This window comes from Pseudomonas migulae (genome assembly GCF_024169315.1).
GTDB lineage: Bacteria > Pseudomonadota > Gammaproteobacteria > Pseudomonadales > Pseudomonadaceae > Aquipseudomonas > Aquipseudomonas migulae_B.
Map to the genome: position 1 here is coordinate 1357101 of NZ_JALJWR010000001.1, position 20877 is coordinate 1377977.

Sequence of the window (20877 nt, forward strand, 5' to 3'; positions counted from 1 at the left end):
AAAAACAACAACGCTCAGGAATTTATCCCATGGCAACTTGGCTCAAAAAAGGCGCGGAAGCCTCCGTCATCAAATCGGCAGCCCGCGAAGTGCGTGACACGGTTGAAAAGACCCTGGCCGACATCGAAGAGCGCGGCGATGCGGCGATTCGCGACCTCTCGATTCGTTTCGACAACCTCGATCGCGAGGACTACCGACTCACCAGCGCCGAGATCGATGCGTGCATGGCGCAACTGACCAAACGCGACATCTCCGACATCGAGTTCGCCCAGACCCAGGTGCGCAACTTCGCCCAGCACCAACGCAACAGCCTGAGTGATCTGGAAGTCGAAACGCTGCCGGGCGTGATCCTCGGCCACAAAAACATTCCAGTGAACGCGGCGGGTTGTTATGTGCCGGGCGGCAAGTACCCGCTGCTGGCATCGGCGCACATGTCAGTGATTACGGCCAAGGTCGCCGGCGTGCCGCGCATCATCACCTGTGCTCCACCGTTCCATGGCAAACCGGCCCCGGCCATTGTCGCTGCGCAGCACATGGCGGGCGCCGATGAGATCTACTGCCTGGGCGGGATTCAGGCCATCGGGGCGATGGCGCTGGGCACCAAGTCGATTGCTCCGGTCGATATGCTAGTCGGCCCGGGCAACGCTTTTGTCGCCGAGGCCAAACGCCAACTGTTCGGTCGAGTCGGTATCGACCTGTTCGCCGGCCCCACCGAAACGCTGGTGATCGCCGATGAAACGGTCGACGGTGAAATCTGCGCCACGGACCTGCTGGGCCAAGCCGAACACGGTCCGGATTCGCCGGCGATTTTGCTGACGACATCGGAAAAACTGGCGCGCGAGACCATGGCTGAAATCGAACGGCTGCTGCAGATCCTGCCGACCGCAGGTATTGCTCGCCAGGCCTGGGAAAGCTTTGGTGAAGTGATCGTGGCCGAAGACGAACAGGAAATGCTGGCCATCGCCAACGACCTGGCGTTCGAGCACGTCCAAGTCATGACCCATCACCCGGACTTCTTCCTGAAAAACATGCGCAACTACGGCGCGCTGTTCCTCGGCCCGCGCACCAACGTTTCTTACGGCGACAAGGCCATCGGCACCAACCACACCCTGCCGACCAAGAAAGCCGCGCGCTACACCGGTGGCCTGTGGGTCGGCAAGTTCATCAAGACCTGCACCTATCAGAAGGTCACGACCGACGAAGCGTCGGCCCTGATTGGTGAGTACTGCTCACGCCTGTGCGCCCTGGAAGGATTCGCCGGACACGGCGAGCAAGCCAACATCCGTGTCCGTCGCTACGGTCACAAGGATGTGCCGTACGCCGGTATCGCCGAGTAATAACAGTCTGGCTAAAAAGGGCCGCGACACGTGCGCGGCCCAACAACAAAAATCACAGCCACTGCGCAGCCCATCGCTCGCCCCCTCTGCGCTGCAGGCTCAGCCTCGAAGGACATCCCATGAGTGTCATCATCGCCTTGTTGGCGCTGTTCGCCTTAATGCTCGCCGCTTATCGAGGATACAGCGTCATTATCTTCGCGCCTCTCGCTGCACTTGCTGCCGTTTTGCTCACTGATCCCAGCGCGGTAGCCCCGGCGTTCAGTGATATTTTCATGGACAAGATGGTCGGTTTTATAAAGCTCTACTTTCCCGTTTTTTTATTGGGCGCCGTGTTTGGCAAGTTGATCGAGCTGTCCGGCTTTTCCCGCTCGATCGTCAGATCAGTCATTCACGTGCTGGGCGGCAGCCAGGCCATGCTGGTGATTGTTCTGGTTTGCGCGTTGCTCACGTATGGCGGCGTCTCGCTGTTTGTGGTGGTGTTTGCGGTCTATCCCTTTGCGGCGGAAATGTTCCGTCAAAGCAACATTCCCAAGCGACTCATGCCCGCGACCATTGCCCTGGGCGCGTTCACCTTCACCATGGATGCGTTGCCCGGTTCGCCGCAGATCCAGAACATCATCCCGACCACCTTCTTCGGCACCACCTCCTGGGCTGCGCCCTGGCTGGGTGTGCTGGGCTCGTTGTTCGTGTTGATCGGCGGCATGCTGTATCTCGAGCGTCAGCGGCGTAAAGCGCAACGTGCAGGAGAAGGCTACGGCACCGATCTGCGCAATGAGCCGGAAACACCGCAGGACATCGCCCTTCCTCACCCGCTGGTGGCGCTGCTGCCCTTGCTGTTGGTCGGGGTGATGAACCTGGCCTTCACGCACTGGATTCCACACTGGTATGGCAGTGTTTATGACATTGATCTGCCAGGTTTGAAGGCGCCGATCCAGACGCAAGTGTCGAAGATGATCGCCATTTGGTCGGTGCAGGCAGCGTTGCTGGTCGGGATCGTTACCGTCTTCCTGTTCAGCTATCGCACTATCTCTCGCAAACTGGCCGAAGGCAGCCGTACCGCCGTCAGCGGTGCGATGCTTGCCACCCTCAACACCGCCTCGGAATATGGCTTCGGTGCGGTCATTGCCGCGTTGCCCGGCTTCGTCGCTGTCGTTGAAGCTCTGAAGGTCATTCCCAATCCCTTGGTCAATCAGGCCATCACCATCAACTTGCTGGCGGGTATCACCGGGTCGTCATCCGGCGGCATGAGCATTGCGCTCGCCGCCATGTCGGACACCTTCATTGCCTCGGCCAACGCGGCGCACATCCCTCTGGAAGTCATGCATCGCGTTGCGGCAATGGCTGCCGGAGGTATGGATACCTTGCCCCACAACGGCGCCGTCATCACGTTGCTGGCGGTCACCGGATTGACCCACCGTCAGGCCTATAAAGACATTTTCGGCATGACCATTTTCAAGGTGCTGGCGGCGTTTTTCGTGATCGGCGTGTATTACCTGACCGGGATCGTCTGACCGGATTCGAGCGTGCGCAAAAAAAAAACGGCAACCCCGGGGTTGCCGTTTTTTTTATTGAATTGTTATTTCAATTCTCAAATCTTGTGCCCGGCCACAGCGTTCTCTGCCATCAACCCAGTGCTTATCCTGAACCCGCAAACAACATCACAGCGTCCCCAGAGGCGCCTGAATGAGGGTTTCAAGATGACCGAAGCAATCCCCCGGAAAAAACTGGTAGAGGCCGCACCCCATGCCTCGTTCAATCTTGACGAGATCGTCAAGACCTTCCCCGAAACCGCCGAAACCCTGCTGGTCGACACCCGTCTGACCGACGAAGACGAGGCCAGTGCACGCGTCTTCCGGGTCTATCACCCGACGCCCGCGCACTATCACGCCACCTGTGACGAATACCTGATTGTGCTGTCCGGGCGCGCAACCTTTTTCATGGGTGACCGTGAAGAGTTCGAGGTCGGTCCGGGCGAGATGCTGTTCTTCAAGAAGTTCACCATCCACGGCATGCCGAAGATTCTCGAACACCCGCTGTTCATGGTGTCGGTGGACACTCCGCGTCGCGATCCAAGCGACATCATTTTTGTCGATCCTTCCAGCGGCACCGCCGAATCGTTCGTGCAGGCAAAGCCATGAGCAGCAACGCGCTGGAGATTTTCGCGACCTTTCCAGTCGAGCGTCCCGGCAATCCAACCGTGATGCCGGACGGGCGCGTGCTGGTGTCGGTTTCGGCCATTATCGCGCCGGCGATCTCGGTGCGCGCCGTGTCCGAAAACGGCGAGCATTCCGCCTACCCCAATGAGGTGTGGGCCGGCAAACCCGGCGCTGACGGTCGCGGCATGTCCGCCGTGATCGGCATCCGCAATGACCCCGAAGGAATCGTCTGGATCCTCGACATGGGCGGCCCGCAGCAACAGCCCCGGCTCATCGCCTGGAATGACCGCGAGCAATGCCTGCACCGCCTGATCGTGCTGCCGCAGAACGTGCTTCGGCCCAGTTCCTTCACCCAGGACTTCGTCATCGACTGGCGCCGCCAGCGCATTTACATCGCCGACATGACGATGAATACCAGCGGTGCCAGCGACTATCCGGCCATCGTCGTGGTCGACCTGAACAGCGGTCTTTCGTGGCGTTCACTGGAGTGCTACCCAGGCCTGATGCCTGGCGATGTGCCGCTGATGGTCGCCGGCAAACCGTTGTCGCTACGCCCACCGGACGGCGAGGTCATTCCTTACCGCTACGGCCTCAATCCGATCGCGATCGACCCGTTGGGTCGCTGGGTTTACTTCGGCTCGATGTCCGCGCGCAAGGTCTACCGGGTCGCCACCGAAATCCTTGCGCAACCTGCCGGTAATGCACCGTTGAGCGAGGTGGTGGAATACTGGTGCGAAAAGCCGCATTGCGACGGGTTTGATGTCGATGCACAAGGCAACGTTTACGTGACGGACATCGCCAACAATGCGATCGGGCTCGCGTCTCCCGCTGGCTACCGCCTCCTGGCCCAGGACGACCGATTGCTCGCCTGGCCGGACGGCGTCGAGCTCGATGCGCAGGGAAAATGGTTGTACATCACGGCGAACCAGTTGCACCGACACCCACTCCTCAATGCCGGTGAAGACGACAGCCTGCCGCCCTTCCATGTTCTGCGTTTGCGGGTGGATGCGCCGATGGGGTTGAGCGAAGCACCATGAGCCCTACGCGTATTGCACTGTTACTGCTGATGACGGCCAGCACGATAGCCCTGACCCTGGCGGGAGGCAGCGCGAGTATCGGCGTGTGGATCTACGTCGTGGTGGTCATCGCCGCTATAACGCTCTCGCGTGCCCGCCCAGACGGTTGGCCCGGGCGGCTGTTCGAGGTATCGAAGCCTTTACGGACCGCACTGACCCAGCGTCTGCTGACCCAATTGGCGGCGCTGGTGTGCCTGCTGTCCGCTCAATGCCTGAGCGGGAACCTGTCGGACATCCTGTCAGTGGCAGGGGTTCTGCTGTTTGTTCATACCCTGGTGCTGGCACGTCTGCCGCGGATTGGCCGGACGTCCACAAACCGCTGTCAAAACACCCCGAAACCCCTTCCCCCCTACAGCTGAAAACATGAGTGAAGTCCACATCCGGATTGCTATCGAACGCCCCATCGAACAAGTCTGGTCGCTACTGGGCGGCTTTGACTGGCTCCCGCGCTGGGTCGATGTCATCGCCAGCAGCCGCCTAAGCGACAGCGGTCGACTGCGTCATCTGAAAACTACTGACGGTGCCGTCATTGTCGAACGCCTGCTCACGTTTGACGAAAATGAAAAATACTACAGCTATGCCCTGCTCGAAGGCCCCTCACCGGTCACCGATTATGTCGGCACGATGTCAGCCCGGAGCGACGGCCCCGGCAAAACACTGGCCTCCTGGTCGAGCACCTTCCAGGTCGAGGACGCCGACGAAGCGCAGGTCGTCGCGCGTCTCGAGACGCTCTACCGCAATGGTCTGGAGCGCCTAAAAGCCATCGTCGAAGCCATGGACTGAGCCCCGCAAAAGCCTCATCCCCGGTTCATGAACGCCTGCAGACGCGGCACCATAAAATCGAGGAACGTCCGGATGCGCTGGGGCACATGCTGCCCGCCCTGATACAGCGCATGGACTTCCTCGCAATCGTGCCCGGTCTGTGCAAGCACCTCGACCAGACGCCCCGAGGCCAAGTCTTCATCAATGTGAAAATCCGCCAACCGGGCAATCCCGACCCCGGCGATGGCCATGCGCCGGACCGTCTCGCCATTGTTGGCTTGCAGGTTGCCCTGAACGATGCGATCCACGATGCGGCCATTCTGATGCATGGGCCAGACCGGACTCGAGCGGCGGAAATTGAAGCTCAGGCAATTATGCTCGGCGAGGTCTTCAAGGGTCTCGGGCACACCGTACTTTTCCAGGTAATCAGGGGAAGCCACTATCTTGCGCCGGGCAACACCGATGCTCCGTGCACGCAACGTCGAATCGGGCAACACGCCGACGCGAAAGGCAACGTCGGTGCGGTCCAGGTACATGTCGACGATGTCATCGCACAGGGACAGGTTGATCTGAACGTTCGGATGAGCCTCCCAGAAGGCCGGCAAATTCGGCTCGATCGCCAGCGTGCCGAAGGCCACCGAGGCATTGATGCGCACGGTTCCGCGAGCTTTCTGTGCACCCTGGGCCAACACTCGCTCGACATCGTCCAGTTCGGCCAGCAACGCGTTACTGCGCTCGTAGTAAATGCGTCCTTCATCGGTCAACGACAGCTTGCGGGTCGAACGCTCGAGCAGACGAACACCCAGGCGCAACTCCAGGCGAACGATCAGTTTGCTGACCGTGGAAGGTGTCATCAGCATCTGCCGCGCCGCTTGGGAAAAGCTGCCGGCATCGACGACCCGCACAAAAACCTGCATCTCGCCCGCTCTGTTATCCACGCCTGTCTCCCGCTCATTGATTAGTGAAAAAATATCACAGGTGACACCCGCTGATACGCCGGAATAAGCCGTTCAATGCTCACTGCACTTGTGAAGACTTTTCATAGATCAAAGCACTGACGTCATCCGCCACTTCCCGGGTCAGAAAGTCGATCAAGGCCCGCGCTGTCGCGGACAACTGGCGATGGGGCGGGTAGATCACCGAGAACGGTCGGGAGCGTCCGCCCGACTGTTCGAGCAACGGCACCAGGCGGCCGCTTTGAATCCGCTCACGGACGATGAAGTCGTAGCTCTGACAGATCCCCATGCCGTGCTCGGCCAGCGACACAATGCCCAGCACGTCGTCGGACACCTGAACACCCGCCTCGGGTACCCACTCCCGATCCACCCCTTGTTCGCAGAACAGCCAGGGCCCGACGCGGCCGCTGCTGGGCATCACAAACGGCAGGCAGGCATGCGCCGACAGTTCGTCGACACTGCGCGGTGTGCCGGCACGACTCAGGTACTCCGGTGCAGCGACCAGGCACAACCCCGCGTCTTCAAGCTTGCGGCCGATCAGGCCACTGTCCGGCAATTGCCCGAGACGAATCGCCAGGTCATACCCTTCCGCCACCAGGTCCACATTGCGATTGCTGATGCTCAACTCGATGCGCACCTGCGGATACTGCCGGGTAAAGCGAGCCAGCAACGGTGGCAACCGGTAATGCCCGTAGGTCGTCGGCACACTGAGCCGCACCCGTCCGGTCAACTCGCCTTCCTGCCCCTGGATCGTCCGTTCGGCGTCATCGATCAAACCGAACGCCGCGCGGGATTGTTCAAGGTAAAGCAGGCCCGCCTCGGTCAGGCTCAGGCGCCGGGTCGTGCGTCGCAACAGCTGAACGCCGAGGCGCGCTTCCAGACGCGAAATCGCCCGGCTGACCACCGACGGCGTGGTTGCCAGAAACACCGCCCCGGCGCTCAACGAGCCCTTTTCCACCACGGTGACGAACACTTCAACGTCCGCGAGATAATCGAATCGCCGGCTCACCTTAACCTCCAAAGAACAAGTGCTTTCCCTTGCAGCGAGTTTATCGCCCATGGAGGCATGAATATAGTCAATCAACGATCGGCGCCCGCTGATCGATCACTCACGGAAGCCCCCATGCGCCCTATCGCTCGACTCGCCCTCGCCATGACCATTTCCGCTGCTGCCTTCAATGCACAGGCCGGCAATGTCCTGATCGTGCTCTCAGACTCCGACCACCTCGACCTCAAGGACAACAAGGTCTTCGCCACCGGGTTCTACCTGAACGAACTGATGCAACCGGTGAAACTGCTGCTCGATGCCGGGCACTCGGTGACCTTCGCCACCCCGAACGGCAAGGCGCCGACGCTGGACCAATCGTCCAACGACAAGATGTATTTCAACAATGACGGGGCGGTCTTGCAGGCGCATAAGGCGCTGCTGGATCAACTGAAAATCACCTCGAAGGGTGAGTCGCCGGTCATCAGCCTGGCGCGGGTCGAACAGATCGGCTACGAACAGTTCGATGCCGTCTACGTTCCCGGCGGTCATGCGCCGATGCAGGACCTGCTGCACAGCGCCCCGCTGGGCAAACTGCTGAACAACTTCCACGACAACGGCAAGACCACCGCCCTCGTCTGCCACGGCCCGATTGCCCTGCTGTCGACCCTGGCCGATCCTCTCGCTTTCACCCGACAACTTGAAACCGGCGGCAAAGCCTCGACAAAAGGCTGGACCTACGCGGGCTATAAATTCACGGTCATCAGCAATCAGGAAGAAGAACTCGCCAAGGGCTTGCTGAATGGCGGCGCCATGAAGTTCTATCCGCAAACGGCGCTGGAACAAGCGGGCGGCGTCTATCGCAGCAACACCTCGCCATGGACTTCCAACGTTGTCATCGACCGCGAGTTAGTGACCGGACAAAACCCGGGCTCAGCGCTGGACGTGGGCAAGGCAATCGTCGAGCGTCTCAAGCCCCGCAGCTAGAGACTGAGCGGACTCGGGATGGTAAAACTCATCGCGAAACTTTCTGTTTGAAGCGTCTCGAAAAAGGATCACCTCGGTGAAGTCACCCGCCACACCCGATTCAAGTGTCACAGCCGAGTCTGGCCTGAGCCTGCAAACCCGGCTGATCGCACTGGTAGTGGCGGTGACCTTTTTCATGGAAAACCTCGACGCGACCGTCATCGCCACCGCGCTGCCCACCATGGCCAGCGCCTTCGGGATCACCCCCGTCGACATGAACGTCGGCATCACCGCCTACATTCTGGCGGTGGCGATCTTCATCCCGCTTTCCAGCTGGATCGCCGACCGCTTTGGTGCGCGGCGAGTGTTCGCCGGCGCGATCGTCGTGTTCACCCTAGCCTCGCTCTTGTGCGGGCTCAGCCAGAACATCGAAATGTTTGTGTTCGCCCGCGTGCTACAAGGCATCGGTGGCGCTTTGATGGTGCCGGTGGGACGCCTCGCCGTGCTGCGCAACACCGACAAAAAAGACCTGGTGAAAATGATCGCGGTGATTACCTGGCCCGGCCTGGTCGCGCCCATCCTCGGGCCATTGGTGGGCGGCCTGATCGTCACCCACGCCTCATGGCCATGGATCTTCTACGTCAACCTGCCGCTCGGAGCCCTGGCACTAGTGGCTGCACTTTGGCTGGTGCCCGAAGGACGAGAAGCAAACGTCCGCCCATTCGACGGCAAAGGATTCGCTTTACTGGCCGGCGCCTGCGCCTCCCTTCTGGGCGGCCTGGAATGGCTGGGCAGCCAGCACGGCAACGCCATGTTCTCGGGATTCGGGCTGGTGACTGCCGGCGTGATACTCGCCGTGTGGGCCGTGCATCACTGCCGACATCACACCCACCCGCTGTTGCCGCTCGGCACCGTGTCCATCAACACCTTTCGCGTCAGCATCTTCGGCGGCTCACTCTTTCGCCTGGCCATCAGCGCCTTGCCGTTTTTGCTGCCGCTGTTGTTCCAGGTCGGCTTCGGTTTATCGCCCGTCGACGCGGGCCTGCTGGTGTTGGCGGTGTTCGCCGGTAACCTGGCGATGAAGCCGTTTACCACGGCAATCATGCAGCGTTATGGCTTTCGCAAGGTGTTGCTGGTCAATGGCGTTATCGGCGTTGTTTCCATTCTGGCCTGCGCGCTGTTTACCCCACAGACGCCTTTTGCCGTGATCGCCGCTGTGCTGTTTGTGGGTGGCTTGTCGCGATCGATGCAGTTCACTTGCTACAACTCCATCGGGTTTGCCGATGTTCCCAAGGAGCGGATGAGCGAGGCATCGGCGTTGTTCAGTATGTTTTTTCAACTGGCCATGGGGATGGGCGTGACGGTTGCCGCGTTATTGTTGCGGGCTTCGATGTCGTTGCAGGGGCATGAGCTGCAGGCGCAGGTTGGGGACTTTCGGATTGCTTTTGTTGGGGTCGCGGTGTTGGGGTTGTTGGCGTTGGTCGACGTGCTTCGATTGCCCAGGGACGCGGGGGAAAGTGTGTTGAAGCGAGTTTGAGTGCCGCGCGGACACTCGGGTGAAAGATGTAACTTTTGAATGCGTTTATGCAGTGCTGAGAGCCCGCGAAAAAGATCGGTCAATTCGGCGCTCGCATTATGACGTTCACCGAATTGGATTTTTACAATTGCAGCTCAGAACCAGACTCTGCTGCATCAGCAAAAAGATCGACCTCGCCTATTGTGCTCAACTTAAGAACTGGCCGGACGATTATAGGCGGCCCATACGAGACGCTGATAACAATTATCATACTGCAAATCAGGGAATAAGGCCTTAATCCGCCACCAGCCTGCAGGCACGCGCTCCCTAACATGCAGATAGGCAGTGGTTGTATATGATTGTACCAACACCCCTAAATGCTCATACAACTCCCATGAGCCCTCGTTTCCAGGTGTTAATGTCCGCTCAACATGGGCCCTGAATAACGTAGGTCTACCGGCCGATTCTGATCCCACCAGATTAACGTCAAAATAAACCTTAGTGTTCGGATCATTCAATTCAGGCAACCACACCACCTGTGTCGTATAGACTGCTTCGTTACCTGTAAATGGAGAGTTCTTTGTTCTGCGAAACAATTCCTCTCTACTCTTCACCTGCTCATCGGGACCTACATATTTCAGTGTATTATCGCCGTGACTTACAAGACACTTCACACTGTCTACCGATGAGAACTGGCCATTCGAAAACGAAATAAATTCATTATGATTCATAAATCACCCTTCCAATAGGATATCAAGCCTAGTTATGACTCAACCCAGGAGAACTGAAACTCAACAAATTTATTCCTTGGGCAAAACAAACTTCCTTGAAGTTTTCGATCGGAGCCAAACAATCGAATACAAAGATCTACACAGCTGACCGACATTGTTTCATTTTTGTAAAACAATACAGATAAAGTAACTCGCCACGCCTAACTTGACCACTGTCATAAATGACAGGAAAATATAACCATATGAAACAAAAAAAGTATTTTTAATTTCAAATCCGCTTGATCATTTCTTCACATGCAGCTTATTTACTGTCCCTCATGATTCAACGCTTGCTCGTTAACGCCCCTATTGGATAGGAGGGAACCGCCAGATACATAGCTAACTAAAACAACACACCTGCCATTGCCGCGACCAGGTGAGATTTATTGACTCCTCTGTTGATCACGAGCAGGTATTAGTCCTGCTAGACATCCGTAAGCGTTCCCGAAAAAATCGCTTCCACCGGCCCAGTAAGAAACACCGCTCCCACCCCATCCCATTGAACGGTTACGGTCCCGCCATCACATTCAACCTCCACGGATTCATCGAACAAACCCCGACGAATCCCGTTCACAACCGCCCCACAACAGCACGAACCCGAACCAAGCGGAATCCCACCCCCACGCTCCCAGATACGCAACCGAATGTGCTTCCGATCAATGATCTGCACGAAATGCACATTCGTCTTCCGGGGAAACAACGGACCGGTTTCAATGGCCGGCCCAACTGTCGCGATATCAATCGCCGTCAGGTCTTCCACAAAATAGGTGCAGTGCGGATTGCCCATGCTGCACGCGGCCGGGCTGCCCTCCAGGGGCAAAACAGCCGTGTCCATTTCCTGAGCCAAAGGAACATCCGACCAGCTGAAAAGCGGCGCGCCCATGTTGACCGAAATGGCGCCGATGGCGGTCCGTTCGCAGCTCAGCAAACCTCGGTTGGTGCGGAGCATTATCGAAGTCGAACTAGACTCGCGCATCAGCCTGTCCGCGGCACCGCGGGTTGCGCTGCCGCACGCATCCAGCGGGTAGCCATCGGCGTTCCAGAACTCCAGGCGCGCGGCGGCGTCTTTGCAATCGAGCAGTACCGCGAGCTGATTGAATCCGATGCCGTGGTTGCGATCACCCATTCGCCGAGCAATGGCACTGGTCACTGGGTTGGCGGAGTTTCGTGCGTCGACAATAACGAAGTCATCGCCATTGGCGTGCATCTTGTGAAAACTCAGCGGCATAAACAGATCCTGGCGACGAGGCATGTGGGACGGATCTAGCCCCATTCGCAGCGCTTTTTCAAGCTGGCCGCGAATAGCGCTCGATCATCCCACAGCCAAGAATTTCGCTCAGGCGCTTCCCATCGCTCATCCGGCGAAACAACCCGGGCGTTTGCCACGGCGCATAACCGTCGATATTGGGAGCGCCCATGCCGGCCATCACGTCGGCGATCAGCACCGAGCGTGTCTCGAACGAGATCCGCGTCAGGCCGGTGCTGTTGCCGACGCCGGCATGGGCATGGGCGCCGGAAAAGGCAATGAGGCTGCCCGGCTCGATCTCGACGGCAATCCCCTCCTCCGGATCGACTACCTCCAGCAGGTGCGGGATGGCCTCGTCGGCGTCCACCGCATTGCGCCCGTCCTGATGGGAGCGCTGCAGAATGGCGCGCATATCGAAAGTGATACTTGAGTTGAGCAGCGGCCGCTGCCACAGGCCGGGGTACAGCGCGAACGTCCGCCCGGCCGTGACCGGATAAACCGGCGCCCACCAGTTGGTCTGCGCATACAGGTTCGAGCCCCAGGTATCGCGGTGGAAGGCGATGGTGGCCGTGGTGCGGGCGCGTGGGGTGAACGGCTCGGGTTCTCGATGGGGCTGGAAACGCAGGTGCAATCGATCACACGCCAGAGACTCCGGGGTCAACCCGAGCTGTTCGATGACGGCGTGCCATAGACGCTGGATCTCGGCCGAGCGGGCGAATTCGTTCTGGCATTTGGCGAACAGGACCGTCTGCTGTTCGTGGCTCAGGTGGCGATGGATGTGTTGTGGCAGCCACGGATGCAGGGCGTCTTCGAGAAATGCACGGGTGAATTCGACCAGCGCTGTCATGGGCGGTAAGTCCGCGGCAAGCAGGATGTCGCCGGCGTAGACGCGGTCGTGGAAGTGGCGAGCAGTGCCCGGGAGGGCAAGCGGGCTGTACATGACCAGAGGTTCCCTGAAGAGGCGTCCTCGACTGTAGATCCGCGCCCATCGTTACGAAAGTGGCAGATCGGGTAAAAAATTGCGGATCAGCGAGCTTTGGCAGCCGTCATGAAGGAAACAGATCCAGTGTGCGCTCCACCTCTTCGATGTCGATTCTGAAGCCATCGCCCTCAGGCGTTCCGACCACAAAGCCGAAATTCTGCTGGTCGCGATCCGTCAGGTATTTGAAATAACTGACGAAGCGGTTCGGTGGCTGCAGCGTCAGCAACGAACCGCCCTGCTGCAGTACATTGACGCCATGGACGAGTTGACTGCCTTCGACCCCGATCACGGTCCGCGCGCCGGCACAGGTTGCCACGATAGTCGGGACGTCGGTTTGCAAAGGATCGAGTACGCGAAACCCACGGGTCTTGCGCAGGTGTTCGGCGATCTCGAGTTCGTTGCGCAACAGGCGCAAGTCGCCGGCGCTGCCGCGAAGAATGAACACGCCTGGGTGATCCTCATCGCTCACGTGGGACAGCAACTTTTCACCCATGGCCCGGTAACGCTGGTGCCTGCTTTGGTTGTTGCTGAAATCGTCGAACAACACAAGCTCATGAAAAAACGCGCCGTTCAAGCGAACCGGCTTCATGCCCAGCCAGTCTTCGTACGCGAGGGTCTGCGCAGACAGGGGAAACCGGGCGGAGGGCGCGGTGGTCACCGGGACGCCTTCGTCGCAGGCCAATGGATAGGTCGGGAAGTCTTCCATCAACCGCGTTCCAAACCAGGTATTGCCATTTTGCGTGCAGAAAACGGCCCCGCGTTCGATCTCGTTTTCCACGACGATGCGCGGAAACTTGCCGGGCTTGAGCGACAGCCAGAAACTTGCCTTGTCCTTGTAGAGTGCGCCATCGATCAGCCAGACATTTTCGAGCAAGTAACCCCGTGTCGGGCCTTGCACCACGTCACCCAGCCCTTCCATGGTGCGCGCGGGATGCTCGAAAGGATAAAAGCGCTTGGCCTCCCATCCTGTCACCCGTTCCATCTGATTGGGCAGGAAGAACGCCGGTGGCGAATGCGACACCCCGCCCGGCGCAACGTCCCAGCGCTTCACCGCCAGGCTTTTCAAGTTGATCTCTGCCGTGTGTGCGAGTCTTTTTCTTGCCATGTGCTTGTAGGCGGCAAGGGTCCACTTCCTTCGATTGCCAGCGATCGAAGTGCTGATTTCCGAGACATCGCTTTCCATGAAAAGTCCTCCCTTCGGGACAATGTGTCCTGAAATACTCAGCTGGATGGAATCCTTTCCATAACGGGTGGGGTCTGCAAGTTTGCGTAGCGACTGCGCAAGGTCTCGAGGAACTGTTCGCCCGAGTTCTGGGCGCAGTAGAGATAAATCTTGTGCAGCCCGCCGAACACCATTTCATGATAGCGGCTGGCGGCTTCCTCATCGCTGGGCCCGTCAGGCAAGCCAAGGTGAAGGGTCAATTCCTTGCCTTCGGCAGCGAAAAGCGGCGTGTCCCACAGGAACCTGGCGACACCGGTCTTGGGCAGATGCAGAAACATGTAAGCGTGGTTTCCCAGGGAATCGATGTCACCGCCGCGCCTTCTTTTCCATTTCAGCAGTCCGTCATCCGGCCGTGCCACGCAAAGACCGATGTCGTAATAATCGAAGCCTTCATTGATCGCCGATTCAAGCGCCATGAAGGTGGTAATCGCGTTGACTTCGCCCAGCCGCTTGGCATCTGAAAAAACCGCCTCGGTGTAGCCGAAACGCAGCGTGCTCCAGTAGCGTTTTCCACCACGCGTTACCACGCAGCCAAGGTGACAGCCAATCACCTCGCCCTCTCTCTCGATAAGGTCAAGCCGCCCGACCGTCCTGGCGATCCTGAACACTTCCTCGGTGGGAAATTGCGCGGTGTGAATGCCCTGCCTTGCTTCAGCATAAGGCCGCAGCATTTCCCTGTCGGCCTGTGCAATTTCTTCATCCAGCAGCGCCGGTCGCATGTTATAGAGCGGTCGGTTCTTGCGGATGTTTCGACGCAACTCACCATCGTATTTCGCGGTGATGTCCTCGAGGGATCGCCCCAGCGGTACGACAGCACTCAGGTACAAGGGGACAGACAAAGCCCCCGGGGTCCGCACCTCACTGACCACCACCACATGATTCGACTCGGCGGGTGTCGGCTCGCCCTCCGTCACAGCGATATTCTTCCCGCCGATGAGCAGCTTGGCCATCTCCCGCTGCTGTTTCCTTCCGATATAAAGAATCTCGTACGGGCTGTCCTTCTGCAGCCTGAACCTGGCAACCTCCCAGCGCCAGAAACACGCCCGTGCGAGGATGTCTTGCCACCAGTTTGCAGCGTTTCGAATCTCATACCGCATTGAAGGCGATATGAGTTTTCGGATAACGGCCGCCACGTTCTCTTTCATTGCTTCGTCATCCTTGTGGGTTTTCTGCTGTGCAGAGCAGAAAAAGATCATGGCTGAACTTCAAGAGGCGTGCTTAAACCTTGATATTGAAGACATATTTAATGAAGCAACGCTTGCAGATTCAGTACTAGTAAAGATCAAGGCAGGGGGTTTGCAAGCGGCATGCCGGTCTTTCCGATTGAAACCTCCGTTCACAAAAAAGCCCACTGACCGTCACCGGTTCAGTGGGCTTTCAGATTACGCCCTGATTACAGAGCCATGTCGCTCGCTGCGTTGGCTTTCGGTGCCTTTGGCGCCTCGGCCGGAGCAGCCGTCGGAGCCGCTACCTGACCGATCGCCGGCGGTGGAGTCAGCTGCAACACCTTGGCGGTGTAGGCCCACTCTTCAGCCACTTTTTCAGGGCTACCGTTCAGCTGAGTGCCATAGCTCGGCACGATCTGGTGCAGCTTTTCCTGCCAGGCAGGCGAAGCCACCTTGTCCTTGAACACTTTCTGCAGCACGGTCAGCATGATCGGCGCAGCGGTCGAGGCACCCGGCGAGGCACCCAGCAGACCGGCGATGGAGCCGTCAGCGGAAGCCACGATTTCAGTACCCAGTTTCAGCACGCCACCGGCCGCTTCATCACGCTTGATGATTTGCACGCGCTGGCCGGCTTGCCACAGGCGCCAGTCTTCAGCCTTGGCGTTCGGGAAGTATTCTTTCAGGGCGTTGAGGCGGTCTTCATCCGACAGCATCAGTTGGCCGGCGAGGTACTCGACCAGCGGGTATTCCTTGATGCCGACCTTGGTCATTGGCCACACGTTGTGCGTGGTGGTCGTGGTCAGCAGGTCCAGGTACGAACCTTCCTTGAGGAACTTGGTGCTGAAGGTCGCGAATGGGCCAAACAGGATGACGCGTTTGCCGTCCAGGACACGGGTGTCCAGGTGCGGAACCGACATTGGCGGAGCGCCAACGGAGGCCTTGCCGTACGCCTTGGCCAGGTGTTGCTCGGCGATGGTCGGGTTCTCGGTCACGAGGAACGAGCCGCCTACCGGGAAGCCTGCGTATTCCTTGGCTTCAGGAATACCGGACTTCTGCAGCAGGTGCAGGGCACCGCCGCCCGCGCCGATGAACACGAACTTGGCGTCAGTTTCGGATTTGCTGCCGTCTTTCAGGTTTTTGTAGCTGACGCGCCAGGTGCCGTCTTCGTTCTTGGTGATGTCTTGCACTTCGCTAGACAGTTTCAAGTCGAATTTCGGGGTGGTTTGCAGGTGCGCAACGAATTGGCGGGTGATTTCGCCAAAGTTCACGTCGGTACCGATCGGGCTCCAGGTGGCGGCGATTTTCTGGTTCGGGTCACGCCCTTCCATCATCAGCGGAACCCACTTCTTGATCACAGCCGGGTCTTCCGAATACTGCATGCCGGCAAACAGCGGGCTCGCTTGCAGGGCTTCGTAGCGCTTCTTCAGGAACTTGATGTTGTCATCGCCCCACACAAAGCTCATGTGCGGCGTGGAGTTGATGAACGAACGCGGGTTTTTCAGCACGCCTTGCTGAACCTGCCAGGCCCAGAACTGACGGGAAATCTGGAACGCTTCGTTGATTTCAACGGCTTTCGGGATCGATACGTTGCCTTTATCGTCTTCCGGGGTGTAGTTCAACTCGGCCAGGGCGGAGTGACCGGTACCGGCGTTGTTCCAGCCATTGGAGCTTTCCAGGGCGACGCCGTCGAGGCGCTCGATCATTTCCATCGAAGTGCCAGGTTCCAGCTCATTGAGCCAGACACCGAGGGTCGCGCTCATGATGCCGCCGCCGATGAGCAATACATCGACTTTCTTTGCCTCTTCCGCGTGAACGGACGTGATCCCCATCGACAAAGCCAGCCCCAGCAGGGCTGTGTTCATTTTCTTAAACATCTGTAGCACCTTTGATAAAACGCCATCCGCCCTTCCATCTTCACTCACAAGCCCTTGTTTCACGGCATTCAGGCAGGATGTCGTGGGTACTCGCACATGAAGACTGAGAGGGTGGGCACACAAGGCCGACGTGTTCCATCGACCTCAGTTTATATGTCCCTTCTGAACTGACTTTTTATCTTTATTAGCTTCAGCTACTTGAGCGACAGTGATTCTGCTGGCGCGTCTCGAGGACGCGCAAACTGAATAGGTCAAACCAAGTTGTGGCAAAGAATATCACGACATCGCAAACCCGCGCGTCTGTTCCCGACCTGATAGTCCGAGCATAGACGCCGAGGCCACTATACTCATCGTGATTTTCTCGGTGAGTCGGTGGGGAGCAGTCATGAGCGACAAAGACAACTTGCGCAAATATTCCTCTCAAGTGGTCGACGGCGTGGAGCGCGCGCCCGGCCGCTCGATGTTGCGCGCCGTGGGTTTCACGGACGAGGACTTCAAGAAGCCGCAGATCGGCATCGCCTCGACCTGGGCGATGGTGACACCGTGCAACATGCACATCGACAAGCTGGCGATAGAGGCTGAAAAAGGCGCGAATGCCGCCGGGGCCAAGGGCGTGATTTTCAACACCATCACCATTTCCGACGGCATCGCCAACGGCACCGAGGGCATGAAGTATTCGCTGGTGTCGCGGGAGGTGATTGCCGATTCAATCGAGGTCGTCGCCGGGTGCGAAGGCTTTGATGGCCTGGTGACGGTGGGCGGTTGCGACAAGAACATGCCGGGCTGCCTGATCGGCATGGCACGGCTGAACCGCCCTTCCATCTTCGTATATGGCGGTACGATCCGCCCGGGTGCCGGCCACACCGACATCATTTCCGTGTTCGAAGCCGTGGGCCAGAATGCGCGCGGTGACATCAACGAAATCCAGGTCAAGCAGATCGAGGAAGTGGCGATTCCCGGCCCCGGTTCCTGCGGCGGGATGTACACCGCCAACACCATGGCTTCGGCCATTGAAGCGCTGGGCATGAGCCTGCCCGGTTCCAGCTCTCAGGACGCCGTCGGCAGCGACAAGGCCTCGGACAGTTTCCGCGCCGGCCAGCAGGTCATGGAGCTGCTGAAGCTGGACCTCAAACCGCGGGACATCATGACCCGCAAAGCCTTCGAAAATGCGATTCGCGTGGTGATCGCCCTCGCCGGCTCGACCAATGCGGTGCTGCATCTGCTGGCCATGGCGCACGCCGTGGATGTCGAGCTGACGCTGGATGATTTTGTCGAGCTGGGCAAGGTGTCGCCGGTGGTGGCCGACCTGCGTCCCAGCGGTCAATACATGATGAGCGAACTGGTCGCCATCGGTGGCATTCAACCGCTGATGAAGCGCATGCTCGCGGCGGGCATGTTGCATGGCGATGCCATGACCGTGACCGGCAAGACCCTAGCGGAAAACCTCGAAAACGTGGCGGATTACCCCGAAGGCCAGGACGTGATCCTGCCCTTCGACCGGCCGGTCAAGAAGGATTCCCACCTGGTCGTGCTGCGCGGCAACCTCTCGCCCACTGGCGCGGTGGCCAAGATCACGGGCAAGGAAGGCCTGCGTTTTGAAGGGACGGCGCGGGTCTATCACGGCGAGGAAGGTGCGCTGGCCGGCATTCTGAACGGTGAGGTGAAAGCCGGTGACGTGATCGTGATTCGCTACGAGGGCCCCAAGGGCGGCCCGGGCATGCGCGAAATGCTCTCGCCGACGTCGGCGGTCATGGGCAAAGGCTTGGGCAAGGACGTTGCGCTGATCACCGACGGCCGTTTCTCCGGGGGTTCGCACGGTTTCGTGGTGGGGCACATCACGCCGGAGGCTTTTGATGGCGGGCCGATTGCGTTGATCGAAAACGGCGACAGAATCACCATTGATGCCGAAAGCCGGCAGATCACCGTGGACGTTTCCGATGCTGAGCTGGCCGAGCGCAAGACCCGCTGGGTGCGGCCGGAATCGAAGTACAAACGCGGGGTGTTGGCGAAGTATGCGAAGACGGTGTCGAGTGCTTCGGAGGGGGCTGTGACGGATAAGTACCTTTGACGGTTTTTTGCGTTGCCTGTTCTGACGCATTCGCGAGCAAGCCCGCTCCCACATGAGATCAGCGGCGTACACACATTTAGTGTTCGATGCAGATCAAATGTGGGAGCGGGCTTGCTCGCGAAGAGGCCTTCGCAGCCACTAAAAAATCAAATGACTCAACACCCGCCTCAAAGCCGAAACCGATCCACCGACTGCGACAGCTTCCCCGCCAACGCCGACAAATCATCCGTGGTCGAAGCCGTCTGGCCAATGACCTTGCTGTTGCCTTCCGACATGCCCGCAATCACCTCCACCTGATGCGCGATTTCATTGCTGGCCAGGCTCTGCTCGCCGATCGTGCGGGAGATGTCGTTCACCAGTTGCGTGGTGTTCAACGTGGCCTCGAGGATTTCACGGATGGCGCGTTCGACGTCGGCGGTCACTGCCATGCCTTTATCGACCTGGGCCACGCCCGCCTCCATGCTGGTGACTGCCTCGCGGGTACTTTGCTGGATGCGCGCGACCATGGTGGCGATTTCCTGGGTGGAGGCGCTGGTGCGTCCCGCCAGGCTGCGGACTTCGTCGGCCACCACGGCAAAGCCGCGGCCCTGCTCACCGGCACGCGCGGCCTCGATGGCAGCGTTCAGCGCCAGCAGGTTGGTTTGATCGGCGATGCCCTTGATCACCTGAATGATGCTGAAAATGCCCTCGGATTCCTTGTCCAGCGTGCGGATGACCTGAGCCGACTGCTGCGCCGAACGGGCAATCCCGTCCATGTCGTTGACCACCTGATGGATCACCCGGCCGCCATCCTTGGCCAATGCCTCGGCCTGGTTGGCCATGTTCAGCGCACGTTCGGCGTGGCGGGTGATGTCCTCGATGCTCGCGGTCATTTCGCTCGCGGCGGCGGCCATGGTGCTGGCGGCGGCGCTCTGCTGCTGGCTGCTGTCGGCGACTTCGTGGCAACCAATGCTCAACTGCTCGCTCATGCCACTGACGCCATGGGCGTTGCTGCGCACGACTTCGATCATGCCACGCAAATCACGCTGCATGGTCGCGAGGCTGCGGATCAGCGCGCTGGCTTCATCCTGACGGGTCGGCTCGGCAATCGCCTCGCTCAAGTTGCCGTGAGCGATGCTCTCGGCAATTCGGCTGGCAGTCTGCAACGGCCCCATGATGCTCAGAATCACCCAACGTCCCTGGACAAGCAGCAGCAACAGGCTGGCGGCAAGCACGATGCCCAGCGTGAGATTGGCGTCGCTGATGGCCTGCTGAGTGCCCGCGCTGGTCTGTTGAGTGTTGCTCTCGATCAGCTCGCTGAGGGCGGCCATCTGGTCTTCCAGTTGGCTGAATGCGGTGTTGAACGTGCCCAGTTCTTTTTGCGCGGCCTCCGGATTGTTCAGGGCCTGCCCGACAATGCGCTCGGCGGCGCTGATGTACGTATCGAGGCTGGGTTTGATCTGGTTGAGGCCGGCCTTGAGGGTGTCGTTGACCGGCAGCTTGAGGTTTTCACCCAGCACCTCACGAAAGCGCGACGCGTGTTCCTCAATGGAACTGCGCACGTCGGCAGGGGTGCTGGTGCTTTTGCCCAGCCCGACCAGCATCGCCGACAGCACATCGGCGCGTAACGCATCGTGCATCATGTCGGCCTCGAGGTGATTGCGCAGCGCGGCCATGCTGACCTCGTTGTCGTTCACCGCGGTCGCCATTTGCGAGTTTCCCAGGTAACTGACCAGGCTCATGATCAAAGCCGTGAGCAGACCGGTGCCAATCAGCAGGATCAAGCGTAATTTTATCGACACTCTATGAGTCCCCT

At 59.1% G+C, this 20877-nt stretch carries 18 protein-coding genes and 1 pseudogene; 9 read left to right on the plus strand and 10 right to left on the minus strand.

The window, feature by feature from the left end:
• The first annotated feature begins 29 nt into the window (after nt 1-29).
• The 6 genes from hisD (at nt 30) to J2Y86_RS06145 (ending at nt 5352) form a co-directional block, all read left to right on the plus strand.
• Nucleotides 30-1337 carry a histidinol dehydrogenase gene (gene hisD, locus J2Y86_RS06120; RefSeq protein WP_253428833.1) on the plus strand — a complete coding sequence of 436 codons (1308 nt, stop codon included), beginning with the start codon at nt 30-32 and terminating at the stop codon, nt 1335-1337.
• Between the two features lie 119 nt (nt 1338-1456).
• Nucleotides 1457-2848: a GntP family permease gene (locus J2Y86_RS06125; protein WP_253428834.1), complete on the plus strand. Its 1392-nt coding sequence runs from the start codon at nt 1457-1459 to the stop codon at nt 2846-2848.
• 186 nt (nt 2849-3034) lie between these two features.
• Nucleotides 3035-3475 (plus strand): cupin domain-containing protein, encoded by a 441-nt coding sequence (locus tag J2Y86_RS06130; RefSeq protein ID WP_253428835.1) that lies wholly within the window; start codon nt 3035-3037, stop codon nt 3473-3475.
• Nucleotides 3472-4530: a major royal jelly family protein gene (locus tag J2Y86_RS06135; RefSeq protein ID WP_253428836.1), complete on the plus strand. Its 1059-nt coding sequence runs from the start codon at nt 3472-3474 to the stop codon at nt 4528-4530. Before J2Y86_RS06130 ends, J2Y86_RS06135 begins: the two co-directional genes overlap by 4 nt.
• On the plus strand, nt 4527-4928 hold the full coding sequence (locus tag J2Y86_RS06140; RefSeq protein ID WP_253428837.1) for a hypothetical protein: 402 nt from the start codon (nt 4527-4529) through the stop codon (nt 4926-4928). Before J2Y86_RS06135 ends, J2Y86_RS06140 begins: the two co-directional genes overlap by 4 nt.
• 4 nt (nt 4929-4932) lie before the next feature.
• The gene (locus tag J2Y86_RS06145; protein ID WP_253428838.1) at nt 4933-5352 is read left to right on the plus strand and encodes an SRPBCC family protein; all 420 of its coding nucleotides are present in this window, start codon (nt 4933-4935) and stop codon (nt 5350-5352) included.
• A 14-nt stretch (nt 5353-5366) separates the two neighbouring features.
• Here J2Y86_RS06145 and J2Y86_RS06150 read toward each other — a convergent pair whose 3' ends face one another.
• Nucleotides 5367-6269: a LysR family transcriptional regulator gene (locus J2Y86_RS06150; RefSeq protein ID WP_253428839.1), complete on the minus strand. Its 903-nt coding sequence runs from the start codon at nt 6267-6269 to the stop codon at nt 5367-5369.
• A gap of 79 nt (nt 6270-6348) precedes the next feature.
• The gene (locus J2Y86_RS06155) at nt 6349-7296 is read right to left on the minus strand and encodes a LysR family transcriptional regulator (protein WP_253428840.1); all 948 of its coding nucleotides are present in this window, start codon (nt 7294-7296) and stop codon (nt 6349-6351) included.
• 114 nt (nt 7297-7410) lie between these two features.
• Between J2Y86_RS06155 and J2Y86_RS06160 the strand changes: the two genes are divergently transcribed.
• Together J2Y86_RS06160 and J2Y86_RS06165 are read left to right on the plus strand one after the other, a co-directional pair.
• Nucleotides 7411-8259, plus strand: coding sequence for a type 1 glutamine amidotransferase domain-containing protein (locus J2Y86_RS06160; protein WP_253428841.1), 849 nt, complete (start codon nt 7411-7413; stop codon nt 8257-8259).
• Nucleotides 8260-8335: 76 nt separating this feature from the next.
• Nucleotides 8336-9775, plus strand: coding sequence for a DHA2 family efflux MFS transporter permease subunit (locus tag J2Y86_RS06165; protein WP_253428842.1), 1440 nt, complete (start codon nt 8336-8338; stop codon nt 9773-9775).
• A 191-nt stretch (nt 9776-9966) separates the two neighbouring features.
• Here the strand turns inward: J2Y86_RS06165 and J2Y86_RS06170 are convergent, their stop codons facing one another.
• From J2Y86_RS06170 to mqo, 6 genes are all read right to left on the minus strand, one after another.
• Nucleotides 9967-10485 (minus strand): hypothetical protein, encoded by a 519-nt coding sequence (locus tag J2Y86_RS06170; RefSeq protein ID WP_253428843.1) that lies wholly within the window; start codon nt 10483-10485, stop codon nt 9967-9969.
• Between the two features lie 463 nt (nt 10486-10948).
• A complete protein-coding gene (dapF, locus tag J2Y86_RS06175; protein WP_253428844.1) occupies nt 10949-11752 on the minus strand; it encodes a diaminopimelate epimerase in 804 nt (267 codons plus the stop codon).
• A 58-nt stretch (nt 11753-11810) separates the two neighbouring features.
• Entirely contained in the window at nt 11811-12710 is a 900-nt protein-coding gene (locus tag J2Y86_RS06180; RefSeq protein ID WP_253428846.1) for a hypothetical protein, read from the minus strand.
• Nucleotides 12711-12816: 106 nt separating this feature from the next.
• Complete coding sequence (locus J2Y86_RS06185; protein WP_253428848.1) at nt 12817-13935, minus strand: glycosyltransferase 61 family protein; 1119 nt, start codon at nt 13933-13935, stop codon at nt 12817-12819.
• Between the two features lie 38 nt (nt 13936-13973).
• A complete protein-coding gene (locus J2Y86_RS06190) occupies nt 13974-15119 on the minus strand; it encodes a GNAT family N-acetyltransferase (protein ID WP_253440147.1) in 1146 nt (381 codons plus the stop codon).
• Between the two features lie 248 nt (nt 15120-15367).
• Entirely contained in the window at nt 15368-17014 is a 1647-nt protein-coding gene (gene mqo, locus J2Y86_RS06195) for a malate dehydrogenase (quinone) (protein WP_253428850.1), read from the minus strand.
• A 385-nt stretch (nt 17015-17399) separates the two neighbouring features.
• On the opposite strand from mqo, the gene ilvD reads away from it, so the two are divergent.
• Nucleotides 17400-19082 carry a dihydroxy-acid dehydratase gene (gene ilvD, locus J2Y86_RS06200; protein ID WP_253428851.1) on the plus strand — a complete coding sequence of 561 codons (1683 nt, stop codon included), beginning with the start codon at nt 17400-17402 and terminating at the stop codon, nt 19080-19082.
• 167 nt (nt 19083-19249) lie between these two features.
• Here ilvD and J2Y86_RS30345 read toward each other — a convergent pair whose 3' ends face one another.
• Together J2Y86_RS30345 and J2Y86_RS30350 are read right to left on the minus strand one after the other, a co-directional pair.
• Nucleotides 19250-20113, minus strand: coding sequence for a methyl-accepting chemotaxis protein (locus tag J2Y86_RS30345; RefSeq protein WP_437180680.1), 864 nt, complete (start codon nt 20111-20113; stop codon nt 19250-19252).
• Nucleotides 20108-20863 (minus strand): annotated as a pseudogene (locus J2Y86_RS30350) (MCP four helix bundle domain-containing protein); the annotation flags it as partial. The gene J2Y86_RS30345 and the pseudogene J2Y86_RS30350, both read right to left, overlap by 6 nt.
• Nucleotides 20864-20877: the final 14 nt, after the last annotated feature.